Annotated in this window: 20 protein-coding genes; 15 read left to right on the top strand and 5 right to left on the bottom strand. The window is 62.3% G+C overall.

The features are described 5' to 3' along the window. Nucleotides 1–59: 59 nt before the first annotated feature. Nucleotides 60–1,361 carry an adenylosuccinate lyase gene (gene purB / locus AB4Z53_RS14225; RefSeq protein WP_441596378.1) on the top strand — a complete coding sequence of 434 codons (1,302 nt, stop codon included), beginning with the start codon at nucleotides 60–62 and terminating at the stop codon, nucleotides 1,359–1,361. A 155-nt stretch (nucleotides 1,362–1,516) separates the two neighbouring features. Further along, on the top strand, nucleotides 1,517–1,822 hold the full coding sequence (locus AB4Z53_RS14220; RefSeq protein ID WP_113540031.1) for a PilZ domain-containing protein: 306 nt from the start codon (nucleotides 1,517–1,519) through the stop codon (nucleotides 1,820–1,822). Nucleotides 1,823–1,931: 109 nt separating this feature from the next. Here the strand turns inward: AB4Z53_RS14220 and AB4Z53_RS14215 are convergent, their stop codons facing one another. Beyond that, nucleotides 1,932–2,747: a DUF2189 domain-containing protein gene (locus tag AB4Z53_RS14215; RefSeq protein ID WP_441596377.1), complete on the bottom strand. Its 816-nt coding sequence runs from the start codon at nucleotides 2,745–2,747 to the stop codon at nucleotides 1,932–1,934. A gap of 262 nt (nucleotides 2,748–3,009) precedes the next feature. On the opposite strand from AB4Z53_RS14215, the gene AB4Z53_RS14210 reads away from it, so the two are divergent. Continuing rightward, nucleotides 3,010–3,564 carry an RBBP9/YdeN family alpha/beta hydrolase gene (locus AB4Z53_RS14210; RefSeq protein WP_275023871.1) on the top strand — a complete coding sequence of 185 codons (555 nt, stop codon included), beginning with the start codon at nucleotides 3,010–3,012 and terminating at the stop codon, nucleotides 3,562–3,564. A 201-nt stretch (nucleotides 3,565–3,765) separates the two neighbouring features. Continuing rightward, nucleotides 3,766–6,300: a sensor domain-containing protein gene (locus AB4Z53_RS14205; RefSeq protein WP_441596376.1), complete on the top strand. Its 2,535-nt coding sequence runs from the start codon at nucleotides 3,766–3,768 to the stop codon at nucleotides 6,298–6,300. A 50-nt stretch (nucleotides 6,301–6,350) separates the two neighbouring features. Here AB4Z53_RS14205 and AB4Z53_RS14200 read toward each other — a convergent pair whose 3' ends face one another. Then, nucleotides 6,351–6,665, bottom strand: a complete 315-nt coding sequence (locus AB4Z53_RS14200) for a DUF1476 domain-containing protein (RefSeq protein ID WP_223727462.1) — start codon at nucleotides 6,663–6,665, stop codon at nucleotides 6,351–6,353. Nucleotides 6,666–6,895: 230 nt separating this feature from the next. On the opposite strand from AB4Z53_RS14200, the gene purC reads away from it, so the two are divergent. From purC to AB4Z53_RS14180, 4 genes are all read left to right on the top strand, one after another. Then, nucleotides 6,896–7,660: a phosphoribosylaminoimidazolesuccinocarboxamide synthase gene (gene purC / locus AB4Z53_RS14195; protein WP_034794646.1), complete on the top strand. Its 765-nt coding sequence runs from the start codon at nucleotides 6,896–6,898 to the stop codon at nucleotides 7,658–7,660. Between the two features lie 17 nt (nucleotides 7,661–7,677). Beyond that, entirely contained in the window at nucleotides 7,678–7,920 is a 243-nt protein-coding gene (gene purS / locus AB4Z53_RS14190; protein WP_034794427.1) for a phosphoribosylformylglycinamidine synthase subunit PurS, read from the top strand. A 170-nt stretch (nucleotides 7,921–8,090) separates the two neighbouring features. Continuing rightward, nucleotides 8,091–8,762 carry a phosphoribosylformylglycinamidine synthase subunit PurQ gene (gene purQ / locus AB4Z53_RS14185; RefSeq protein ID WP_441596375.1) on the top strand — a complete coding sequence of 224 codons (672 nt, stop codon included), beginning with the start codon at nucleotides 8,091–8,093 and terminating at the stop codon, nucleotides 8,760–8,762. A 56-nt stretch (nucleotides 8,763–8,818) separates the two neighbouring features. Then, nucleotides 8,819–9,226, top strand: coding sequence for a hypothetical protein (locus AB4Z53_RS14180; protein ID WP_441596374.1), 408 nt, complete (start codon nucleotides 8,819–8,821; stop codon nucleotides 9,224–9,226). Between the two features lie 93 nt (nucleotides 9,227–9,319). Here AB4Z53_RS14180 and AB4Z53_RS14175 read toward each other — a convergent pair whose 3' ends face one another. Further along, nucleotides 9,320–9,625: a DUF1127 domain-containing protein gene (locus AB4Z53_RS14175; RefSeq protein ID WP_441596373.1), complete on the bottom strand. Its 306-nt coding sequence runs from the start codon at nucleotides 9,623–9,625 to the stop codon at nucleotides 9,320–9,322. Nucleotides 9,626–9,656: 31 nt separating this feature from the next. Here AB4Z53_RS14175 and AB4Z53_RS14170 point away from each other — a divergent pair, with 31 nt between their 5' ends. Together AB4Z53_RS14170 and AB4Z53_RS14165 are read left to right on the top strand one after the other, a co-directional pair. Further along, nucleotides 9,657–11,075, top strand: a complete 1,419-nt coding sequence (locus AB4Z53_RS14170; RefSeq protein WP_291157124.1) for an aminotransferase-like domain-containing protein — start codon at nucleotides 9,657–9,659, stop codon at nucleotides 11,073–11,075. Nucleotides 11,076–11,166: 91 nt separating this feature from the next. After that, complete coding sequence (locus AB4Z53_RS14165) at nucleotides 11,167–11,748, top strand: acyloxyacyl hydrolase (RefSeq protein ID WP_441596372.1); 582 nt, start codon at nucleotides 11,167–11,169, stop codon at nucleotides 11,746–11,748. A 43-nt stretch (nucleotides 11,749–11,791) separates the two neighbouring features. Here the strand turns inward: AB4Z53_RS14165 and AB4Z53_RS14160 are convergent, their stop codons facing one another. After that, nucleotides 11,792–11,959: a hypothetical protein gene (locus AB4Z53_RS14160; protein ID WP_162768892.1), complete on the bottom strand. Its 168-nt coding sequence runs from the start codon at nucleotides 11,957–11,959 to the stop codon at nucleotides 11,792–11,794. Here AB4Z53_RS14160 and purL point away from each other — a divergent pair. Together purL and AB4Z53_RS14150 are read left to right on the top strand one after the other, a co-directional pair. Next, entirely contained in the window at nucleotides 11,946–14,177 is a 2,232-nt protein-coding gene (gene purL / locus AB4Z53_RS14155) for a phosphoribosylformylglycinamidine synthase subunit PurL (protein ID WP_441596371.1), read from the top strand. The genes AB4Z53_RS14160 and purL overlap by 14 nt on opposite strands. Nucleotides 14,178–14,221: 44 nt before the next feature. Continuing rightward, nucleotides 14,222–15,139, top strand: coding sequence for a LysR family transcriptional regulator (locus AB4Z53_RS14150; RefSeq protein WP_441596370.1), 918 nt, complete (start codon nucleotides 14,222–14,224; stop codon nucleotides 15,137–15,139). Here the strand turns inward: AB4Z53_RS14150 and AB4Z53_RS14145 are convergent. After that, on the bottom strand, nucleotides 15,136–15,591 hold the full coding sequence (locus AB4Z53_RS14145; protein ID WP_113540041.1) for an ester cyclase: 456 nt from the start codon (nucleotides 15,589–15,591) through the stop codon (nucleotides 15,136–15,138). The genes AB4Z53_RS14150 and AB4Z53_RS14145 overlap by 4 nt on opposite strands. Before the next feature lie 299 nt (nucleotides 15,592–15,890). Between AB4Z53_RS14145 and AB4Z53_RS14140 the strand changes: the two genes are divergently transcribed. From AB4Z53_RS14140 to grxD, 3 genes are all read left to right on the top strand, one after another. Then, nucleotides 15,891–16,124: a BolA family protein gene (locus AB4Z53_RS14140; RefSeq protein WP_057248940.1), complete on the top strand. Its 234-nt coding sequence runs from the start codon at nucleotides 15,891–15,893 to the stop codon at nucleotides 16,122–16,124. A gap of 6 nt (nucleotides 16,125–16,130) precedes the next feature. Further along, on the top strand, nucleotides 16,131–16,373 hold the full coding sequence (locus AB4Z53_RS14135; protein WP_223727470.1) for a hypothetical protein: 243 nt from the start codon (nucleotides 16,131–16,133) through the stop codon (nucleotides 16,371–16,373). A 237-nt stretch (nucleotides 16,374–16,610) separates the two neighbouring features. Continuing rightward, nucleotides 16,611–16,949 (top strand): Grx4 family monothiol glutaredoxin, encoded by a 339-nt coding sequence (gene grxD, locus AB4Z53_RS14130; protein ID WP_058328257.1) that lies wholly within the window; start codon nucleotides 16,611–16,613, stop codon nucleotides 16,947–16,949. Nucleotides 16,950–17,363: the final 414 nt, after the last annotated feature.

Raw genomic sequence — 17,363 nt, 5'->3', positions numbered from 1 at the left:
TCACGGCTATCTTTGCTAGAGGCACGGCCATCCTCCACTGACGACGAAAGCTAAAGCCCATGATCCCGCGTTACTCCCGGCCGGAAATGGTGGCCATCTGGTCGCCGGAAACCAAGTTCCGCATTTGGTTCGAGATCGAGGCCCATGCCTGCGATGCGCTTGCCGAAATCGGCGTGATCCCGAAGGATGCGGCCCGCACGATCTGGGAAAAGGGCGGCGCTGCCACCTTCGACGTCGCGCGCATCGACGAGATCGAGGCCGTCACCAAGCATGACGTCATCGCCTTCCTGACGCATCTTGCCGAATTCGTCGGCCCTGACAGCCGCTTCATCCACCAGGGCATGACCTCGTCCGACGTGCTCGACACCTGCTTCAACGTCCAGCTCGTGCGCGCAACCGACCTGCTGCTCGCCGACCTCGACAAGTTGCTCGAAGCTCTGAAGCGCCGCGCTTTTGAACACAAGGACACGGTGACGATCGGCCGCTCGCATGGCATCCATGCCGAGCCGACCACCTTCGGCGTCAAGCTGGCGCTCGCCTATGCCGAGTTCGATCGCTGCAAGCAGCGCCTCATCGCCGCGCGCGAGGAAGTGGCCACCTGCGCGATCTCCGGCGCCGTCGGCACCTTCGCCAACATCGACCCGCGCGTTGAAGAACACGTCGCCAAGGCGCTCGGCCTGAAGCTGGAACCGGTTTCGACCCAGGTCATCCCGCGCGACCGTCACGCCATGTACTTCGCGACCCTCGGCGTCATCGCGTCGTCGATCGAGCGCCTGGCGACGGAAATCCGCCACCTGCAGCGCACCGAAGTGCTCGAAGCTGAAGAGTATTTTTCGCCGGGCCAGAAGGGTTCGTCGGCAATGCCGCACAAGCGTAACCCGGTCCTGACCGAGAACCTGACGGGTCTCGCCCGCATGCTCCGTGCCTTCTCGATCCCGGCGATGGAAAACGTTGCGCTCTGGCATGAGCGCGACATCTCGCACTCCTCCGTCGAGCGCATGATCGGCCCGGATGCGACGGTAACCCTCGACTTCGCGCTCGCTCGCTTGACGGGCGTGATCGACAAGCTGCTCGTCTATCCCGAAAACATGACCAAGAACATGAACAAGTTCCGTGGTCTCGTTCACTCGCAGCGCGTGCTGCTGGCACTGACCCAGGCCGGCGTGTCGCGTGAGGATGCCTACCGCCTCGTGCAGCGCAACGCCATGAAGGTCTGGGAACAAGGCAAGGACTTCCTTGAGGAGCTGCTGGCCGACGCGGAAGTCCGTGCGGCGCTTTCTGAAGAGGACATCCGCGAGAAGTTCGATCTCGGCTACCACACCAAGCACGTCGACACGATTTTCAAGCGCGTCTTCGGCTGAGCCCGACCGATTTGCGGGCCACGCGTCCGCGTTGCACCATATGAATATGCCCGCATTTGGCGCACATCGCTTAAATGCGGGCATTTTTGTTAGGCGGATGTTCAATCATTGCGTGCGACGATCAGGGCCTGTCAACTAAGGTTTCTGAGGATCACATGACCTACAAGGACAGTGTCGAGCGGGCGACCCAGCGCACGCAAACGAAAATTACTGGAACGGTGACCGTCAAGTCCGGCTCCAGCAACGGCATCGTCAAGGACCTTTCGGCCGAGGGCATTTGCTTTCAGCTGCTCTTCGATATCGGTGCCAAGACCGGGCAGGAAGTAACGATCAGGAGCGAGGAACTCGGCTTCCTGACCGGCATGGTCCGCTGGTACCGCGGCGACAAGATCGGCATCAAGCTCAATCTGTCCTCCAATACGGCGGCGCAGATTTCCTCCTACTACAAGCACTTCCGCTAGACCGAAAGCCGCCCATCGCTCACGCTGCAAAGCGCCGCATGTCGATTGAACTGCGGCGCTTTTCGCGTTGAGGGGTGCTCGGCTTTCGCTGAGAAGCGGTTGCCGGCAATCACCGTGAGCGGGCGCGCGGACCTGGCTCCACCATCTTGCGATAGAGATGCCATGTGGCGTGGCCGAATATCGGCATGATGACGGCGAGACCGACAAAGACCGGGATCGAGCCGATTACGAGGCCGGCAGCAATGATGAAGCCCCAGAGCGCGACCGGTACCGGATTGACGAGGGTCGCACGGATCGATGTCTCGACCGCTGCAACCGCGCCGACGTCACGATCTATCAGTAGCGGGAAGGACATGACCGTCGTCGACAGCACGATAACGGCGAAGACGAAGCCGACGGCGTTGCCGACGAGGATCAGGTTCCAACCCTGTTCCGTGCTGATGATCCCGTTCCAGAAGGCTGCGATGGAATCCGGCGGTTCGGCTCCGAAAATCTGGACGTAGAGTGCCTGGGCGACCAGCAGCCAGACGATGAAGACCGCGAATAGCATGGCAGCAACAGCCATGATCGACGGCAAGGCCGGGGAGCGATGCAGGCGAAGTGCATGCGGCCATGAATAGTCCATGCCGAGTTCACGCCGTCGACTGACTTCGTAAAGGCCAATCGCAGCAACCGGGCCGATCAGGGCGAAGCCCGAGACCAGTGGGTAGAGCAACGGCAGCATGTTTGCGCCCGCGCTCCAGGTGATCAGCACGGCGCCGGCAATCGGGTAGATCAGGCAAAGGAAGACGTAATGCGACGGCTTTTCGCGAAAATCTTCGAAGCCGAGACGCAAGGCGTCGAAGACGTCCGAGACGCCAATCTTCTTTATCCCGGGGTGGGCGACACTCGCGTCCGCCCCCGACAGAACATGGAATGTTGTCATGGCTCACACTCCTCAACGAACCAGAGCGGCCACGGAACAGCAATGCGACGAAACCAAGTCGCACCAACCGCGACCGTCATGTCGATTATACAGAAAATGCAGGCGCTGTCGCCTGCCGCATGTTTCCGCAGATCGGCACCGATTTCTGGGAGCGAGCCATGCGGCTACTTCGCGGTGCTGCGGCGGCCTTGGCGCGCCTTGAATGACGCGCGGCGCCGCAGGCCTTGACTTCGGCAGCGTTCAGCGCCACATCGCGGCCATCATGAAGGTATCCGACGCCCATATCCTAATCGTTCCTGGTTACACCAACTCCGGACCGGAGCACTGGCAGACCCGTTGGGAGCGCAAGATGTCCACCGCACGCCGCGTCGAGCAGGCAGAGTGGGCAAAGCCCGTGCGCGAGGATTGGGTGGCGCGCATGGTCGAAGAGGTCAACGCGGCTGAAAAGCCGGTCGTCATCGTCGCCCATTCGCTTGGCGTCGCGACTGCGGTGCACGCCCTGCCCCATTTCAACAAGCCGATTGCCGGCGCGTTCCTCGTCGCACCTCCGGATGTGGCCAATCCGACGATCCGTCCGAAGCACCTGATGACGTTCGGCCCCTATCCGCGTGATCCCCTGCCGTTCCCGTCGCTGATGGTTGCAAGCCGCAACGATCCATTCGGCTCCTACGAACATGCGGACGATATCGCCAATGCATGGGGCTCGCTGCTCGTCGATGCGGGCGAATCCGGCCACATCAACACCGAATCCGGCCATGGACCCTGGCCGGAAGGCACGATGGTGTTCGCCCAGTTCCTGAGCCGCTTGAAGCCCTGATGTATCGGCGGGCTGGTTGACGCCCTGTCAATCCTGCCCCTCCCATTAATCCGACGTTCATTGTCCCCGGTCATCATCGGCCGGCATGGCAGCGTGACTCGCCCTCCAGAGGGCTTCGGGCGCTGTCGAATCTTGATTTGCAGCCAGATTTCCGGCTCTCCGCCTTGGAAACCGTGGTCGCAAACGCTGGACGTGGGATAAGTGGCCGTCAACGAAGGTCTCACCAAAGGCGCGCGCGGCGCGCCGGCGAACTCGGATGTTCTCACGCAGGCCGCCCTCGAGCGCTTGCCGGCCGGGGCAATCATTGCCAATGATCTGGGACGGATCATAACGACCAACGCACGTGCCGGCGAACTGTTGCAAAGGACGCCCGCTTCGCTGCGGAAGACCCTTCTCGCTGATCTCGTGCTCGATGAGGACAGGCCTCTGTTGCCAGCGTGGAACAGGTTGCCGCCGGCAACGACTTCGTCCACGACGCTTCGCTTCGAAAGCCTCTCTGGCTCGCTGCCGATGCTCGCCTCCTGGTCTCCCGTGCACTTCGCCGGCGAGGATGTCTTTCTCCTGCTGCTGCTCCCCGCGCATGACCTCGTCGACGAAATCGCGGGGCTGCGCAACGACGAAACTCGCTGGAAATACGCTCTCGATAGCGCACTTGAGGGGGTTTGGGACCACGATTTCGAAACCGGGGATCTCTTCTATTCGGCCACCTGGAGACGGCTTCGCGGCCTGTCCGATGACGCCGTGGTCGACGGCAGCCTTGAGACATGGATCCAGAACGTCCATCCGGACGACCACGCCCATGTGCGCGCCGCAATCGAACGGCAGGATTCCGGCGCGGCTGTATTCAACGCCTTCGAATATCGCGAGCGCCATGCGGACGGGCATTGGATCTGGATCGAGAGCCGTGGGGCGTCCGTTGCCTATTGGCCGGATGGCAGACCCAGCCGCATCATCGGGACCGATACGGATATCACCGCCCGCAAGGAGGCTGAGGCGCGGCTCGAAGAGGTCTCTCGCCGGCTGCGGCTTGCTCTCGGCGTTTCGAAGATTGGCGTCTTCGACTTCAACCTTGACGCCCTGAGGGACGACTGGGACGAGCGCATGTTCGAGATCTACGGCCTCGACCCGAGCGACGGGCCACCGAGCTCCGAGGCGTGGGAAAACACGCTCCATCCCGACGACCGCGAGAAGGTCATTGCCCGGACCAACGAAGGTATCGCCTCCGGGAAGCCGTACAGCAACGCCTTTCGGATCGTGCGGCCGGACGGGTCCATCCGTCATATCCGCTCCAATGCCGCGACCTATATCGACCACCTCGGAACACGAAAGCTTATCGGCGCCAACTGGGATGTCACCGAAGACATCGCCTTGCAGGAGGATTTACGCCAGGCCCAGGCCTCTGCCGAGGCGCGCAACCGCGAGCTCGAGCAGGCCCGGATCAGGATCGAGTACAACGCCCTGCACGATTACCTGACGGACCTGCCCAACCGGCGCTACCTTGACCAGATGCTGGCGGAGAACGTCGCGGTCAACGCCATCCTGCATATCGATCTCGATCGCTTCAAGCAGATCAACGATACGCTCGGTCACCAGGCCGGCGATGCCATGCTGACGCACGCCGCCGCCATCCTTCGTGCGCATGCGCGCCACGACGACTTCATCGCCCGTATCGGCGGCGACGAATTCGTCATTCTCTGCCGCCGTGGTCGAAACCTGCCGCAACTCTCCGAGCTCGCCGAGCGCATCGTCCACGCCTTTCGCCGCCCCATCCCCCACGAAGGTCAGCTCTGCCGTCTGGGTGCGAGCATCGGCATCGCCTGGAAGGGTCACGACGATTTCGATGCGAAGCAGTTGTTGATGAATGCCGACATCGCGCTCTACCGGGCAAAGAGCCTTGGCCGGGACCGCGTCGAAGTCTTCTCCGAACAGATCCAGACGCAGATCCTCAACGCCAAGCGCATCGGCGACGACATTCGCCAGGCGATCGAGGAAGGCCAGTTCACGGTCTACTATCAGCCGCAATTCGATGCGCATTCGCTGGAGATCACCGGTGTCGAGGCGCTGGTGCGATGGAACCATCCCGAGCGCGGTGTGCTTGCCCCCTTCCATTTCCTGAAGGTCGCCGAGGAGATCAACGTGCTGCCGGCGATCGACCGGAAGGTGGTGGAGCTCGCCTATGCCGACTTTCAATCCTGGCAGCAGTCCGGCTTCGGCATTCCCAAGGTCTCCGTCAATATGTCGTCGCCGCGCCTGCGTGATCCGGGCTTGATCGCGGACCTGCGCGATCTGCGGATTCCGCCAGGTGTCCTCTCGTTCGAGTTGCTCGAATCCATCTTCCTCGATGACCCGGAAGATGAAATCGCCGAGACGATCTCGGCTCTCGACGCGCTCGGTATCGAGGTAGAGATCGACGACTTCGGGACCGGCCACGCCTCCATCATCGGCCTGCTCAACCTCAATCCGGCACGGCTGAAGATCGATCGGGCGCTTGTCGGGCCGATCACGGAAAGCGCGAAACAGGCCAAGCTGGTCCGCGCGATCATCGACATCGGTCACTCGCTCAACATTCAGGTTGTCGGCGAAGGCGTCGAGACCTGGGAGCATGCGGCAATGCTGCGCGAGCTCGGCTGCGACGTGCTTCAGGGCTATGCCCTGGCCCGCCCGATGGACCGTCTGGAACTCGAGCGCCGCCTGCGGCACGGATGGAAGCCGGTCTTCGGCAGCGCCGACAAATAGAACGCCCGGCCGTGAGGCCGGGCGGTGGTGGACGCGGGAGTGCGCGTCAATCAGGTGTTCTGGATCTGCTGGATCGCTTCGGCGAGAAGCTCGAGCATGCGCTTGCGGATCTGTTCTTCCGTCTGGGCAACGCCCGCAGTGTCGAAATCCGCCTTGAGCTTGCGGATGATCTCTTCGTGACCGGCATGCTCGAAGTCCACGGTCACGACTTCCTTGGCATAGGCTTCGGCATCGGGCTTGCCGAGCAATCCGGCAGCCCAAAGACCAAGGAGTTTGTTGCGGCGCGCTTCAGCCTTGAACTTCAGTTCTTCGTCCAGCGCAAACTTCGCTTCAAAGGCTTTTTCGCGATCCTGCATAGTGGTCATCAATTGATCTCCCTGAGAATTCGGTGCCCTGAACAGTTATCGCCATAACCAAAATGGAGGTCAAACTGAATTGCGCAGTTTTCGGGATTCGCGACTTTCATGCTACCCTCTGTAAATCAGTGGGACTGAAAGATACGCCGATTGTGAAATCCGTTCTTTTCAGCTATGGACCCCGAGAGATATTCCACGCGCGCCGCCCAAGAGCGCCAGCAAGCACAGAGACAGAATCCATGAATCGTCGCCGCCGTATCTACGAGGGCAAGGCCAAGATCCTCTATGAGGGCCCGGAGCCGGGCACGCTCATCCAGTTCTTCAAGGACGACGCGACCGCCTTCAACAAGAAAAAGCATGACGTCATCGACGGCAAGGGCGTGCTGAACAACCGTATTTCCGAATACATCTTCACGCACCTGAACAAGATCGGCATCCCGACGCACTTTATCCGCCGCCTCAACATGCGCGAGCAGTTGATCAAGGAAGTCGAGATCATCCCGCTTGAAATCGTCGTGCGCAACGTCGCTGCYGGCTCGCTGGCCAAGCGTCTCGGCATCGAGGAAGGCACCGTTCTTCCGCGTTCGATCATCGAGTTCTACTACAAGGCCGACGCGCTCGAAGACCCGATGGTGTCTGAAGAGCACATCACCGCCTTCGGCTGGGCAAGCCCCCAGGAACTCGACGACATCATGGCGCTCGCCATCCGCATCAACGACTTCCTTTCGGGCCTGTTCCTGGGCGTCGGCATTCAGCTCGTCGACTTCAAGATCGAGTGTGGCCGCCTGTTCGAAGGCGACATGATGCGCATCGTGCTCGCCGACGAGATCTCGCCGGACAGCTGCCGTCTCTGGGACATCGAGACCCGCGAGAAGCTCGATAAGGACCGCTTCCGCCGCGACCTCGGTGGCCTCGTCGAGGCTTACCAGGAAGTCGCTCGCCGTCTCGGCATCATGAACGAGAACGAACCCGTGCGCGGCACCGGTCCGGTTCTGGTAAAGTAACTTCGGGGAAATTCAAAGTGATCAAGGCACGTGTAACCGTGACGCTGAAGAACGGCGTTCTCGATCCGCAGGGCAAGGCAATCGAAGGTGCGCTCGGCGCACTCGGCTTCGACGGCATCGGCCAGGTCCGCCAGGGCAAGGTCTTCGACCTGCAGATCGAATCCGCAGACAAGGCCAAGGCCGAAGAAGACCTCAAGGCCATGTGCGAAAAGCTGCTCGCCAACACGGTGATCGAGAACTACAGCATCTCGTTCGCCTGATCTGTCAGGCATCGAAATCGTTCCGCGCTTTCGGGCGCGGAGCGAGACGTTAAGAAAACGCCGCAGCAGCACGGGCGCCCGAGGGAGCGGTGTTGTTGTCGTCGCAAGAGGTGCCTGGCTCGTCGGGGTGCGGCATCAAGATTTGATCTCGCCGTATCGGAGACAGAGATATGAAGTCAGCCGTCGTCCAGCTACCGGGCCTCAACCGCGACCGCGACATGATTGCGGCCCTCACCAAGATTTCCGGCAAGGCTCCGGTCACTGTCTGGCAGACGGAGACGGACATCCCCGATGTCGACCTGATCGTCATCCCCGGCGGCTTCTCCTATGGCGACTACCTGCGCTGCGGCGCGATCGCTGCGCGCATGCCGGTCATGCAGGCGATCAAGGCCAAGGCGGAAAAAGGCGTCAAGGTTCTCGGCGTTTGCAACGGCTTCCAGATCCTCGTCGAGGCAGGCCTGCTGCCGGGCGCTCTGATGCGCAATGCCTCACTCAAGTTCGTCTGCCGCGAGATCAAGCTTGAAGTGGTCAATGCCGAAACCGACTTCACCCGCGCCTACAGCAAGGGCCAGATCATCCGCTCGCCGGTCGCTCACCATGACGGCAACTACTTTGCCGATGCCGAGACGCTGAAGGCGATCGAAGGCAACGGCCAGGTGGTCTTCCGCTACGCCGAAGGCACCAACCCGAACGGCTCGATGAACGATATCGCCGGCGTCATGAACGCTGAGGGTAACGTGCTCGGCATGATGCCGCATCCGGAGAACCTGATCGAAGCCGCACATGGCGGTTCTGATGGTCGCGGCCTCTTCGCTTCGGCGCTCGAAGTAATCGCCGCTTAACCACCCGGCTGATAGAAGGCATCCGACCCATCCCCCAATTGCGAGCGAGACCGTCGATGCCTTCATTTGTCACTGCACGCCTGGCCGGACTTGCCTGCGCAACGTTCAGCCTGGCCCTCCTCGCTTCGTGCCAATCGCCGAAGCCGCCGGCGCCGAGCCCGAACACGGCGGCGCTGCCGACCATGGAGCGTGTGGCGCTGGGGGCCAATAGCTGCTGGTTCAAGTCGGGCGATCCCGAATTCAAGTCCTATCGCCTGGCGCCGGAACTCAATTCCTTCTCAGGTCGTCCGCGCATTCTGATCGTGCCGCGCAAGTCGCCGGAAGCGCGCCCGCTTGCCGTCGTTCAGGCCGAGGGCAACCCGGCACGCCTCCAGGCATTCGGGCCGTTGATGGACGAGCCGACCGGAACGCGCATGGCCGCCGATATCAAGCGCTGGGCTGCCGGCGGACAGGGCTGCAAGTAAACCCGCCCGTATCATCGCATCGATCCAAGGGCCGGCGACCGCAGAGGGCGCCGGCCTTTGTGCTTTGTCGAACAGTCGTTCCGCTCCGCTCAGCTAGCGCCAGAATGGGACAATCGACTCCTGACGGGCGTCCTTCTCGGAAACCCCGATATCTTTGAGCTGCCATTCGCTCATGTCCCCGAGCGCCAGACGGCTGCGGCGCTTCGCCGCCAATTCGCAATAAAGACCCCAAAGCCGCTTCAGCAGGCTTTCGCGTTCGTCCGAGTAGTCGCCGCCCAGCAATGTGCTGGGGCAAGAGACGGACGTCACTTCCGGACGGGACAAACAAATTGTATCGATTGTACTCATTGACAACCCCAATGCAGCGATTGCTATCGTTGTATCGGTGATAATTGACATATTTCACGCTGTAATCTAAAGAATTGTCACGATGACAAATTGGCTCCCAGACATTCAGCAGGGTCACGGTCCGCTCTATGCGCGGATTGCCGACCAGATTGAGCACGCAATTGGCACCGGCGCCCTCGCCGTCGGGGCCAAATTGCCGCCCCAGCGCAACCTCGCCTACGATATAGGCGTGACAATCGGCACGATCGGACGCGCCTACAACATCGTTCGTGAACGCGGATTGGTGAGCGGTGAAGTCGGGCGCGGCACCTATGTGCTCGATCATCCTGAAAGCCGCCCGCCGGAACAGGCCGATCCGCTGACAACTTCCCTCGCCGGCACTCGTCCGCTTGTCGCGCCGGCCGGCAAGCTCAGGTTCGACAGCACCGCGGCTCCGGATATCGGCCAAGGCACGGTGCTCAGCGAACTGCTGAGCGAGATCAGCCACGACCACCATGCCGATATCGCAAGCTACGCCCGCAATTTCCCCGACCATTGGTTCGAGGCGGGTTGCCTGTGGCTGGCCCGCGGCGGCTTCCGCCCGCGGCCTGAAGACATCGTGCCGACGCTCGGTGCCCATGCGGCCGTCGTCGCCGTCATCACGGCGGTTACGGCGCCTGGAGATCGCATCGCCTTTGAGACGCTCACCTATTCGCAGGTGAGCCGAAGCGCCGGGCTGGTCGGTCGCCGGACGACGCTGGTCGAATCGGACGAATTCGGCATGATCCCCGAGGATTTCGAGCGCGTCTGCGCCCAGCAGCATCCGAAGCTCGCCTTCCTGATGCCGAGCGCGCAGAACCCGACAGTCGCAGTCATGCCGCTGGCCCGCCGCCAGGCGATCGCCGACATCGCCCGCAAATATGGTGTGTGGCTTGTGGAGGACGATCTCTACGGCGCCATGACCGGCGATCAGACGCCACTCCTGGCCGAGCTTGCACCGGAGCGCACATTTTTGGTCGGTGGCCTTTCGAAGTCGGTCGCTGCCGGCGTCCGCGGCGGCTGGGTCGCCTGCCCTCCACATTTCAGCCAGCGTATCCGCATTGCCCACAAGATGGTGAGCGGCGGCCTGCCGTTTATCCTGGCGGAGCTTTGTGCCCGGCTCGTGCTTTCCGGTTCGGCGGCGATCCTGCGCAGCAAGGGCATCGAAGAAGTTCGCGCCCGTGAGGCGATGGCGCGTGAGATCTTCGACGGTATCGACTTCACCTCGCATCCCTGCATACCGTTCCTTTGGATGAAGTTGCCCGATCCGTGGCTGTCCGGCACCTTCAAGCAGGCCGCCCTGCAGGAGGGCGTGCTCGTCGACGACGAGGATGAGTTCAAGGCCGGCCGCACCGACCGCGTCTTCCACCGCATCCGCATCGGCTTTTCCTCACCGCCGGACCGGGCCCAGGTACGAGCAGGCTTTCAGACGCTGAAGCGGCTGCTCGACAGCGGACGTGCCGGCTACGACAGTTTCGAGTGATTATCGGAATCCACGGGGTGACTTTCGGGCAAGGTTGCGCAACATATTATTTTAGCAGTCTTGCGCATATGATTCGCCTCAAGGATTCCGCATGCCGCTACCGTTCAGCCCAGCCTCGTCGCGACGCGTCGCGCTCCTTCTTCTCGCCACGACCACGTTGAGCGCCGCCACGCCGGCGATGGCTGCGGATAGCGTCTTCGATGAAATGCGCTTCGGCGTCACGACGTCGATTGCGGCCGGCGGCAAGCAGGAAGACGGGGTGTTTCCGTCGTTCACCGTGTATTTCGACCCGTTCGATGCCGATGGCGCGGTCGATCTCGGCGATAAGCTGCTGCGTCCGCGGGTTTATGCCGGCGCGGCGGTTGCGACCGCGTCCAACGGTGTCAATCAGGCCTATGGCGGCTTGAGCTGGACATTTGACATGACGAAGCGCCTTTTCGTCGAGTTCGGCGCCGGCGGTACGGTTCATGACGGCGACCTCGACAACCCCAGCGGTTCCGGCCCCCAGCTCGGCTGCCGCTTCCTCTTCCGCGAATACGCCGCCGCCGGCGTCCGCCTGGATGAGCACTGGAACGTTTCGGCGACCGTGGAACACGCGTCGCATGCCAATCTGTGCGACGGCCCGAACAATGGCCTGACACGCGCCGGCCTCGCGCTCGGCTACAAGTTCTGACACGAGCCGCCGCATCAGCCTTCTGCGAAGCTTTGTACGGGCGTCAACCGCTGTTGATCGCCCGTATTTTTCTGTCGCGCCGCGCCGCAGCATAGGCTAAAGAAGCCGCAAAGCGCCCCCTGTTTCTGTTGCGGTTCGCACGCGCCATATTCCTCTTACGTGGATTGCGCGCCGCCCGAAGGATTTGACGGTCGACGATGACGATTTCCAACACCCGCCCCATCACCCCGGACCTCATCGCATCGCACGGGCTGAAGCCTGACGAGTACGAGCGTATTCTGAGCCTGATCGGACGCGAGCCGACCTTTACCGAACTCGGTATCTTCTCGGCCATGTGGAACGAGCACTGCTCCTACAAATCCTCGAAGAAGTGGTTGCGCACGCTGCCGACCAAGGGTCCGCGCGTCATCCAGGGCCCCGGCGAAAATGCCGGCGTGGTCGACATCGATGACGGCGACTGCGTCGTCTTCAAGATGGAGAGCCACAACCACCCGTCCTATATCGAGCCCTACCAGGGTGCTGCGACCGGCGTCGGCGGTATCCTGCGCGACGTCTTCACCATGGGCGCCCGTCCCGTCGCGGCGATGAACGCGCTGCGCTTCGGTTCGCCGGATCATCCGAAGACCCGCCACCTCGTTTCCGGCGTCGTTGCCGGCGTAGGCGGCTACGGCAACTCCTTCGGCGTTCCGACCGTCGGCGGCGAAGTCGAGTTCGACGCCCGCTACAACGGCAACATCCTCGTCAACGCCTTTGCTGCCGGCCTCGCCAAGAGCGACGCGATCTTCTACTCGAAGGCTGAAGGTGTCGGCCTCCCGGTCGTTTATCTGGGCGCCAAGACCGGCCGTGATGGTGTCGGCGGTGCGACGATGGCGTCTGCCGAATTCGACGAGTCTATCGAAGAGAAGCGTCCGACCGTTCAGGTCGGTGACCCCTTCACCGAAAAGTGCCTGCTCGAAGCCTGCCTCGAACTGATGCAGACCGGCGCCGTAATCGCTATCCAGGACATGGGTGCAGCCGGCCTTACCTGCTCGGCGGTCGAAATGGGCGCCAAGGGCGACCTCGGCATCGAGCTCAACCTCGACAGCGTTCCGGTTCGTGAAGAGCGCATGACGGCTTACGAAATGATGCTGTCGGAAAGCCAGGAGCGCATGCTCATGGTCCTCGAGCCCGCGAAGGAAGAAGTCGCCAAGGCGATCTTCGTCAAGTGGGGCCTCGATTTCGCGATCGTCGGCAAGACCACCGACGACCTGCGTTTCCGCATCCTGCACCAGGGCGAGGAAGTCGCAAACCTGCCGATCAAGGAACTGGGCGACGAAGCCCCGGAATACGATCGTCCCTGGACCCCGGCCAAGACCACGGCACCGCTCGCAACCAACGACATTCCGGCTGCCGATGTCGCCGACGCGCTCGTCAAGCTTGTCGGTTCGGCCAACAACTCCTCGCGCCGTTGGGTTTATGAGCAGTACGACACGCTGATCCAGGGCAATTCGCTGCAGCTTCCTGGCGGCGACGCCGGCGTCGTCCGCGTCGAAGGTCATGCCTCAAAGGCACTCGCCTTCTCGTCCGACGTGACGCCGCGCTATGTCGAAGCCGATCCTTACGAAGGCGGCAAGCAGGCGGTCGCCGAGTGCTGGCGCAATCTGACGGCAACGGGATCGCTGCCGCTGGCAGCCACCGACAACCTCAACTTCGGCAACCCGGAACGCCCTGAAATCATGAGCCAGCTGGTTCATGCCATCAAGGGCATCGGCGAGGCCTGCACCGCGCTCGACTTCCCGATCGTGTCCGGCAACGTCTCGCTCTACAACGAGACCAACGGCCAGGCGATCCTGCCGACCCCGACGATCGGCGGCGTTGGCCTGATCAACGACTGGTCGAAGATGGTGCGCATCCGCTTTGCCGCGGAAGGCGAAACAATCCTGCTCGCCGGCGCCCCTGCCGGTCTCGGCTCGCACATCGCCCAGTCGGTCTACATGCGTGACGTCCACGGCCGCACTGACGGCCCGGCACCGCATGTCGACCTCGCGCACGAGCGCAAGGTTGGCGACTTCGTCCGCGGCCTGATCGTCGACGGTCTCGTGACCGCCGTTCACGATTGCTCGTCGGGCGGACTTGCACTTGCCGTTGCCGAAATGGCGATGGCATCGGGCATCGGCGCTGCCGTCGACGCTGTTGCCGGTCATGACCCGATTGCCACCTTCTACGGTGAAGACCAGGGTCGCTATGTCGTGACCGTCGCTGCCGGTGCGCTCGATGCGGTTGCCGCCCGTGCGAAGGCTGCAGGCGTCTCGCTCCCCGTGATCGGCAAGACCGGTGGCGACGCCGTCAAGCTCGGCGAAGCCAAGGCGGTTTCGGTCGCAGATCTGCGTGCCGCCCACGAGGCCTGGTTCCCGGAATTCATGCAGGGCGACCTCGCACCGGAGAATTGAGACAGGAACAGCGCCACCACGGCGGGTGATTTTCCGGACGCGCCATGTTCGATTGGGACGACCTGAAATATTTTCTCGCCGTGGCGCGCACCGGCTCCACGCTTGCGGCTGCTCGCAGCCTCAAGGTCAATCAGACGACCGTCGCACGCCGGATCGACGCGCTCGAACGCGGTCTCGGCCTCACCCTCTTCGTGCGCCTTCCGAACGGCTATCGCCTGACGGAGCGCGGGGAAGCGACCGTCGCGCTCGCCGAACAGGTCGAGCAAGGCGCGAGCACGCTCGCCGACACGGCCCGCGGCTGGAACCGGACGGTCGCCGGCACCGTGCGTGTGACCACGACGGAGATCCTTGCGATCGATGTGGTGGCGCCGCTGGTCTCCGAACTGCGCAGTCAGCACCCGTCATTGTCCATTGAGTTGATCGCCGACGATCGCCGGCTCGATCTTTCGCGCGGTGAAGTGGATGTCGCATTGCGCGTCGGCTCCTGCCCTGAAGAGCCGGGCATCGTCCGGCGCCGGCTTGCAACCAGCGTCTGGGCGCTTCATTGCGCGAGATCCTACGCCGAGCGCCATGGCTTGCCTGGCACCATTGCCGACCTCGGCCGGCATGAGATCGTTGGAGGAGCCGGCAGTCTCAAGGAATTGGGACCGCTCGTTGCCTTGCGCAAGGCGGCACCCGACGCCCCGATCGGCATCCACTGCAATTCCGTGCCCAATCTGATAGCCGCAGTGCGCTCCGGGTTGGCCATCGGCCCGCTTCCCTGTTGGGCCGCCTCCGTGGACGATGGCTTGCTGCGCTGTCCCCTTCCCGAGCTCGAGGCCCGTTCGGACATTTGGCTCCTCTATCACGAAAGCCTGCGTGAGAGCCCACATGTCCGGCTGTTTCGCGAAGCGGTGACGGCGCGCTTTGAAGTCGTCCGCCACCGCCACCGGTTCGAGGGACGCTCCGCCCCGGGAGCCTAGGCGGTCTCCAGCGCCTCTTCCTTACCCGCCGGACAATGGCTGGCCGCGTCCGGAAAACCCAGTTGCCGCGCCTGCGCGCCACCGTCACGTGCGCCCCATCGCCGTGCGATCTTGCCAGCCTTGAACTCGAACCATTCAATCGCAAGCAACTCGTAAGAGCGGCCGGTCGGTTGCCTGAAGTCCAGAAACGGGCCGGTCCATTTGCCGGTTTCGCGCAGGCGAACCGCGACGGTGTCTTCGTATGCGACCATGGACAGGACGTCGAGCCTCATGTTCAGCCCGTGGTGAAGATCGTGCCAGACCCGTGCGGCAAAATCGAAGGCGCCGGCACCCACCACGCCCTGAATCTCCGCGTCGGTGGCAAAGAGCGGACGCAGGGCCTCGATGTCGCCTGCATTCATCGCCCGCACATAGGCTTCGACCGTTGCCCTATTCGCCTGATCACGTGACATATGACTTCCCTAGCGGTGCCCGGCACATCCGCGCGGGCTGTTGAAATGAAGGGGCGGCAACGGGCTTCCGCCTCGGCTCACCAGCCCTTGCGCACTAGAGCGGAACCGGCATTTCACTGCTATCAGCTTTGTCGCAGGAACCTTCTGCAGATTTGCAGAACGTCAATTGTCGGCCGCACCTCGTTGTTGCTCACCTGATTCAGCAATTGCGTTTCGCCCCTGAATCGTGGTTCCCTGAGGGTATGGAGCGGTACTGGCGACGCGGTCGGCACTGCAGAAAAACAAGGAGTTGGCGTATCATGCCCATGACACCAGGCGACATCGAAGACATGATCAAGGCCGGGATTCCCGGAGCCAAGGTCACGATCCGCGATCTGGCCGGTGACGGCGACCACTATGCCGCCGAAGTCGTGGCCGAAGCGTTTCGTGGCAAGACTCGCGTGCAGCAGCACCAGATGGTCTACAACGCGCTCAAGGGCAACATGGGGGGTGTCTTGCACGCCCTCGCCCTGCAGACGAGCGCGCCGGAGTGAGCCGGAATGGCTGATCTGATCAAGGAACTTGTCAGCGGCGTTGTCGATAGCGCGCTGAGGGAAATCCTCAAGAAGACCGGCGTCAAGCGAACCTCGACCAAGCGGACGAAGCGTCGGGCGCGGACGACTTCCGGCGGCGGCATCCTCGGGGATATCCTCGAGGCTGCCGTCAGCAAGCCGGCCAAGAAGCAGGTCAGCCGTCGCCGTACGGCTGCGGCGCGCAGCAAGACCCGTCGCCGCACCGCCTGACGGCGGCATGCTCCTTAATTCCTGGTCGATTTAAGGATAAAACGTGCAAGGCAAAGGTCTCTGCAGTGCGCTTTGCGCGTGGTCTGATGAGGCGCGTGGCGCGGGAGTGGTAATAAAACCACATCTTGAGGACCATCAATATTTGTTGCGAATGGGTGGTGAAAATCACCGATATGCATGCTATCTAAGAGCCAATAGATATCCGGCCCTTGAAGCCGGCGCAGGAAGGAAGACAAGATGAGCGGAATTCACGAATTCATCGACAATGAAGTCAAGACGAACGATGTGGTGCTCTTCATGAAGGGTACGCCGCAGTTCCCACAGTGTGGCTTCTCCGGTCAGGTGGTCCAGATTCTCGATTACATCGGCGTCGACTATAAGGGCGTCAATGTGCTCGCCGACGCGGACCTGCGCCAGGGCATCAAGGATTACTCCAATTGGCCGACGATCCCGCAGCTCTACGTCAAGGGCGAATTCGTCGGCGGTTGCGACATTGTGCGCGAGATGTTCCAGGCCGGCGAACTGCAGTCGCACCTTGAGGCGCAGGGCATTGCCGTCAAGGGTGCTGCTGCCTGATCTAGCGACGCCTCGTCCCGATCTTTCGGAGAAGGCGGGCAACCGCCTTTTTTGATTCTGACGGTCGTTCCGGATCGCCTAATTTTCGTTGTTCTTCTGGAGGCTTTTCGCGCGTGTTCGCGCGGGAGCCGTCGAGATGCGTTCAGAGCGTGCTTTCTTCACGAGCGCCTGCCGGCGTTCAGGAGCGGGCGAAGGGCCGGATATCTGATGTCCGGCCTGTCATGAATCGGTTGCGATCGTTCGGCATAAGCTGCTCATAGAGGTCCTCGCCTCGCTCTGGCGCCGGAAGTCCGGTCCCCGCCGCTCGACGCTTCCCTTGCTTCATGCCGGCCCGGTCCGTGCGGTTTCATATCGCCCCGGCGGCCCCTGCTCGCAATTCATATGCCTGCCGGCATGACGCCAGCAGACATCCTC

Origin of the sequence: Ensifer sp. 2TAB8 (assembly GCF_052115125.1) — a bacterium.
Lineage (GTDB): Bacteria > Pseudomonadota > Alphaproteobacteria > Rhizobiales > Rhizobiaceae > Ensifer.
The sequence above is the reverse complement of the archived record's forward strand: the minus strand, read 5'-3'. Positions and strand labels throughout refer to the sequence as shown.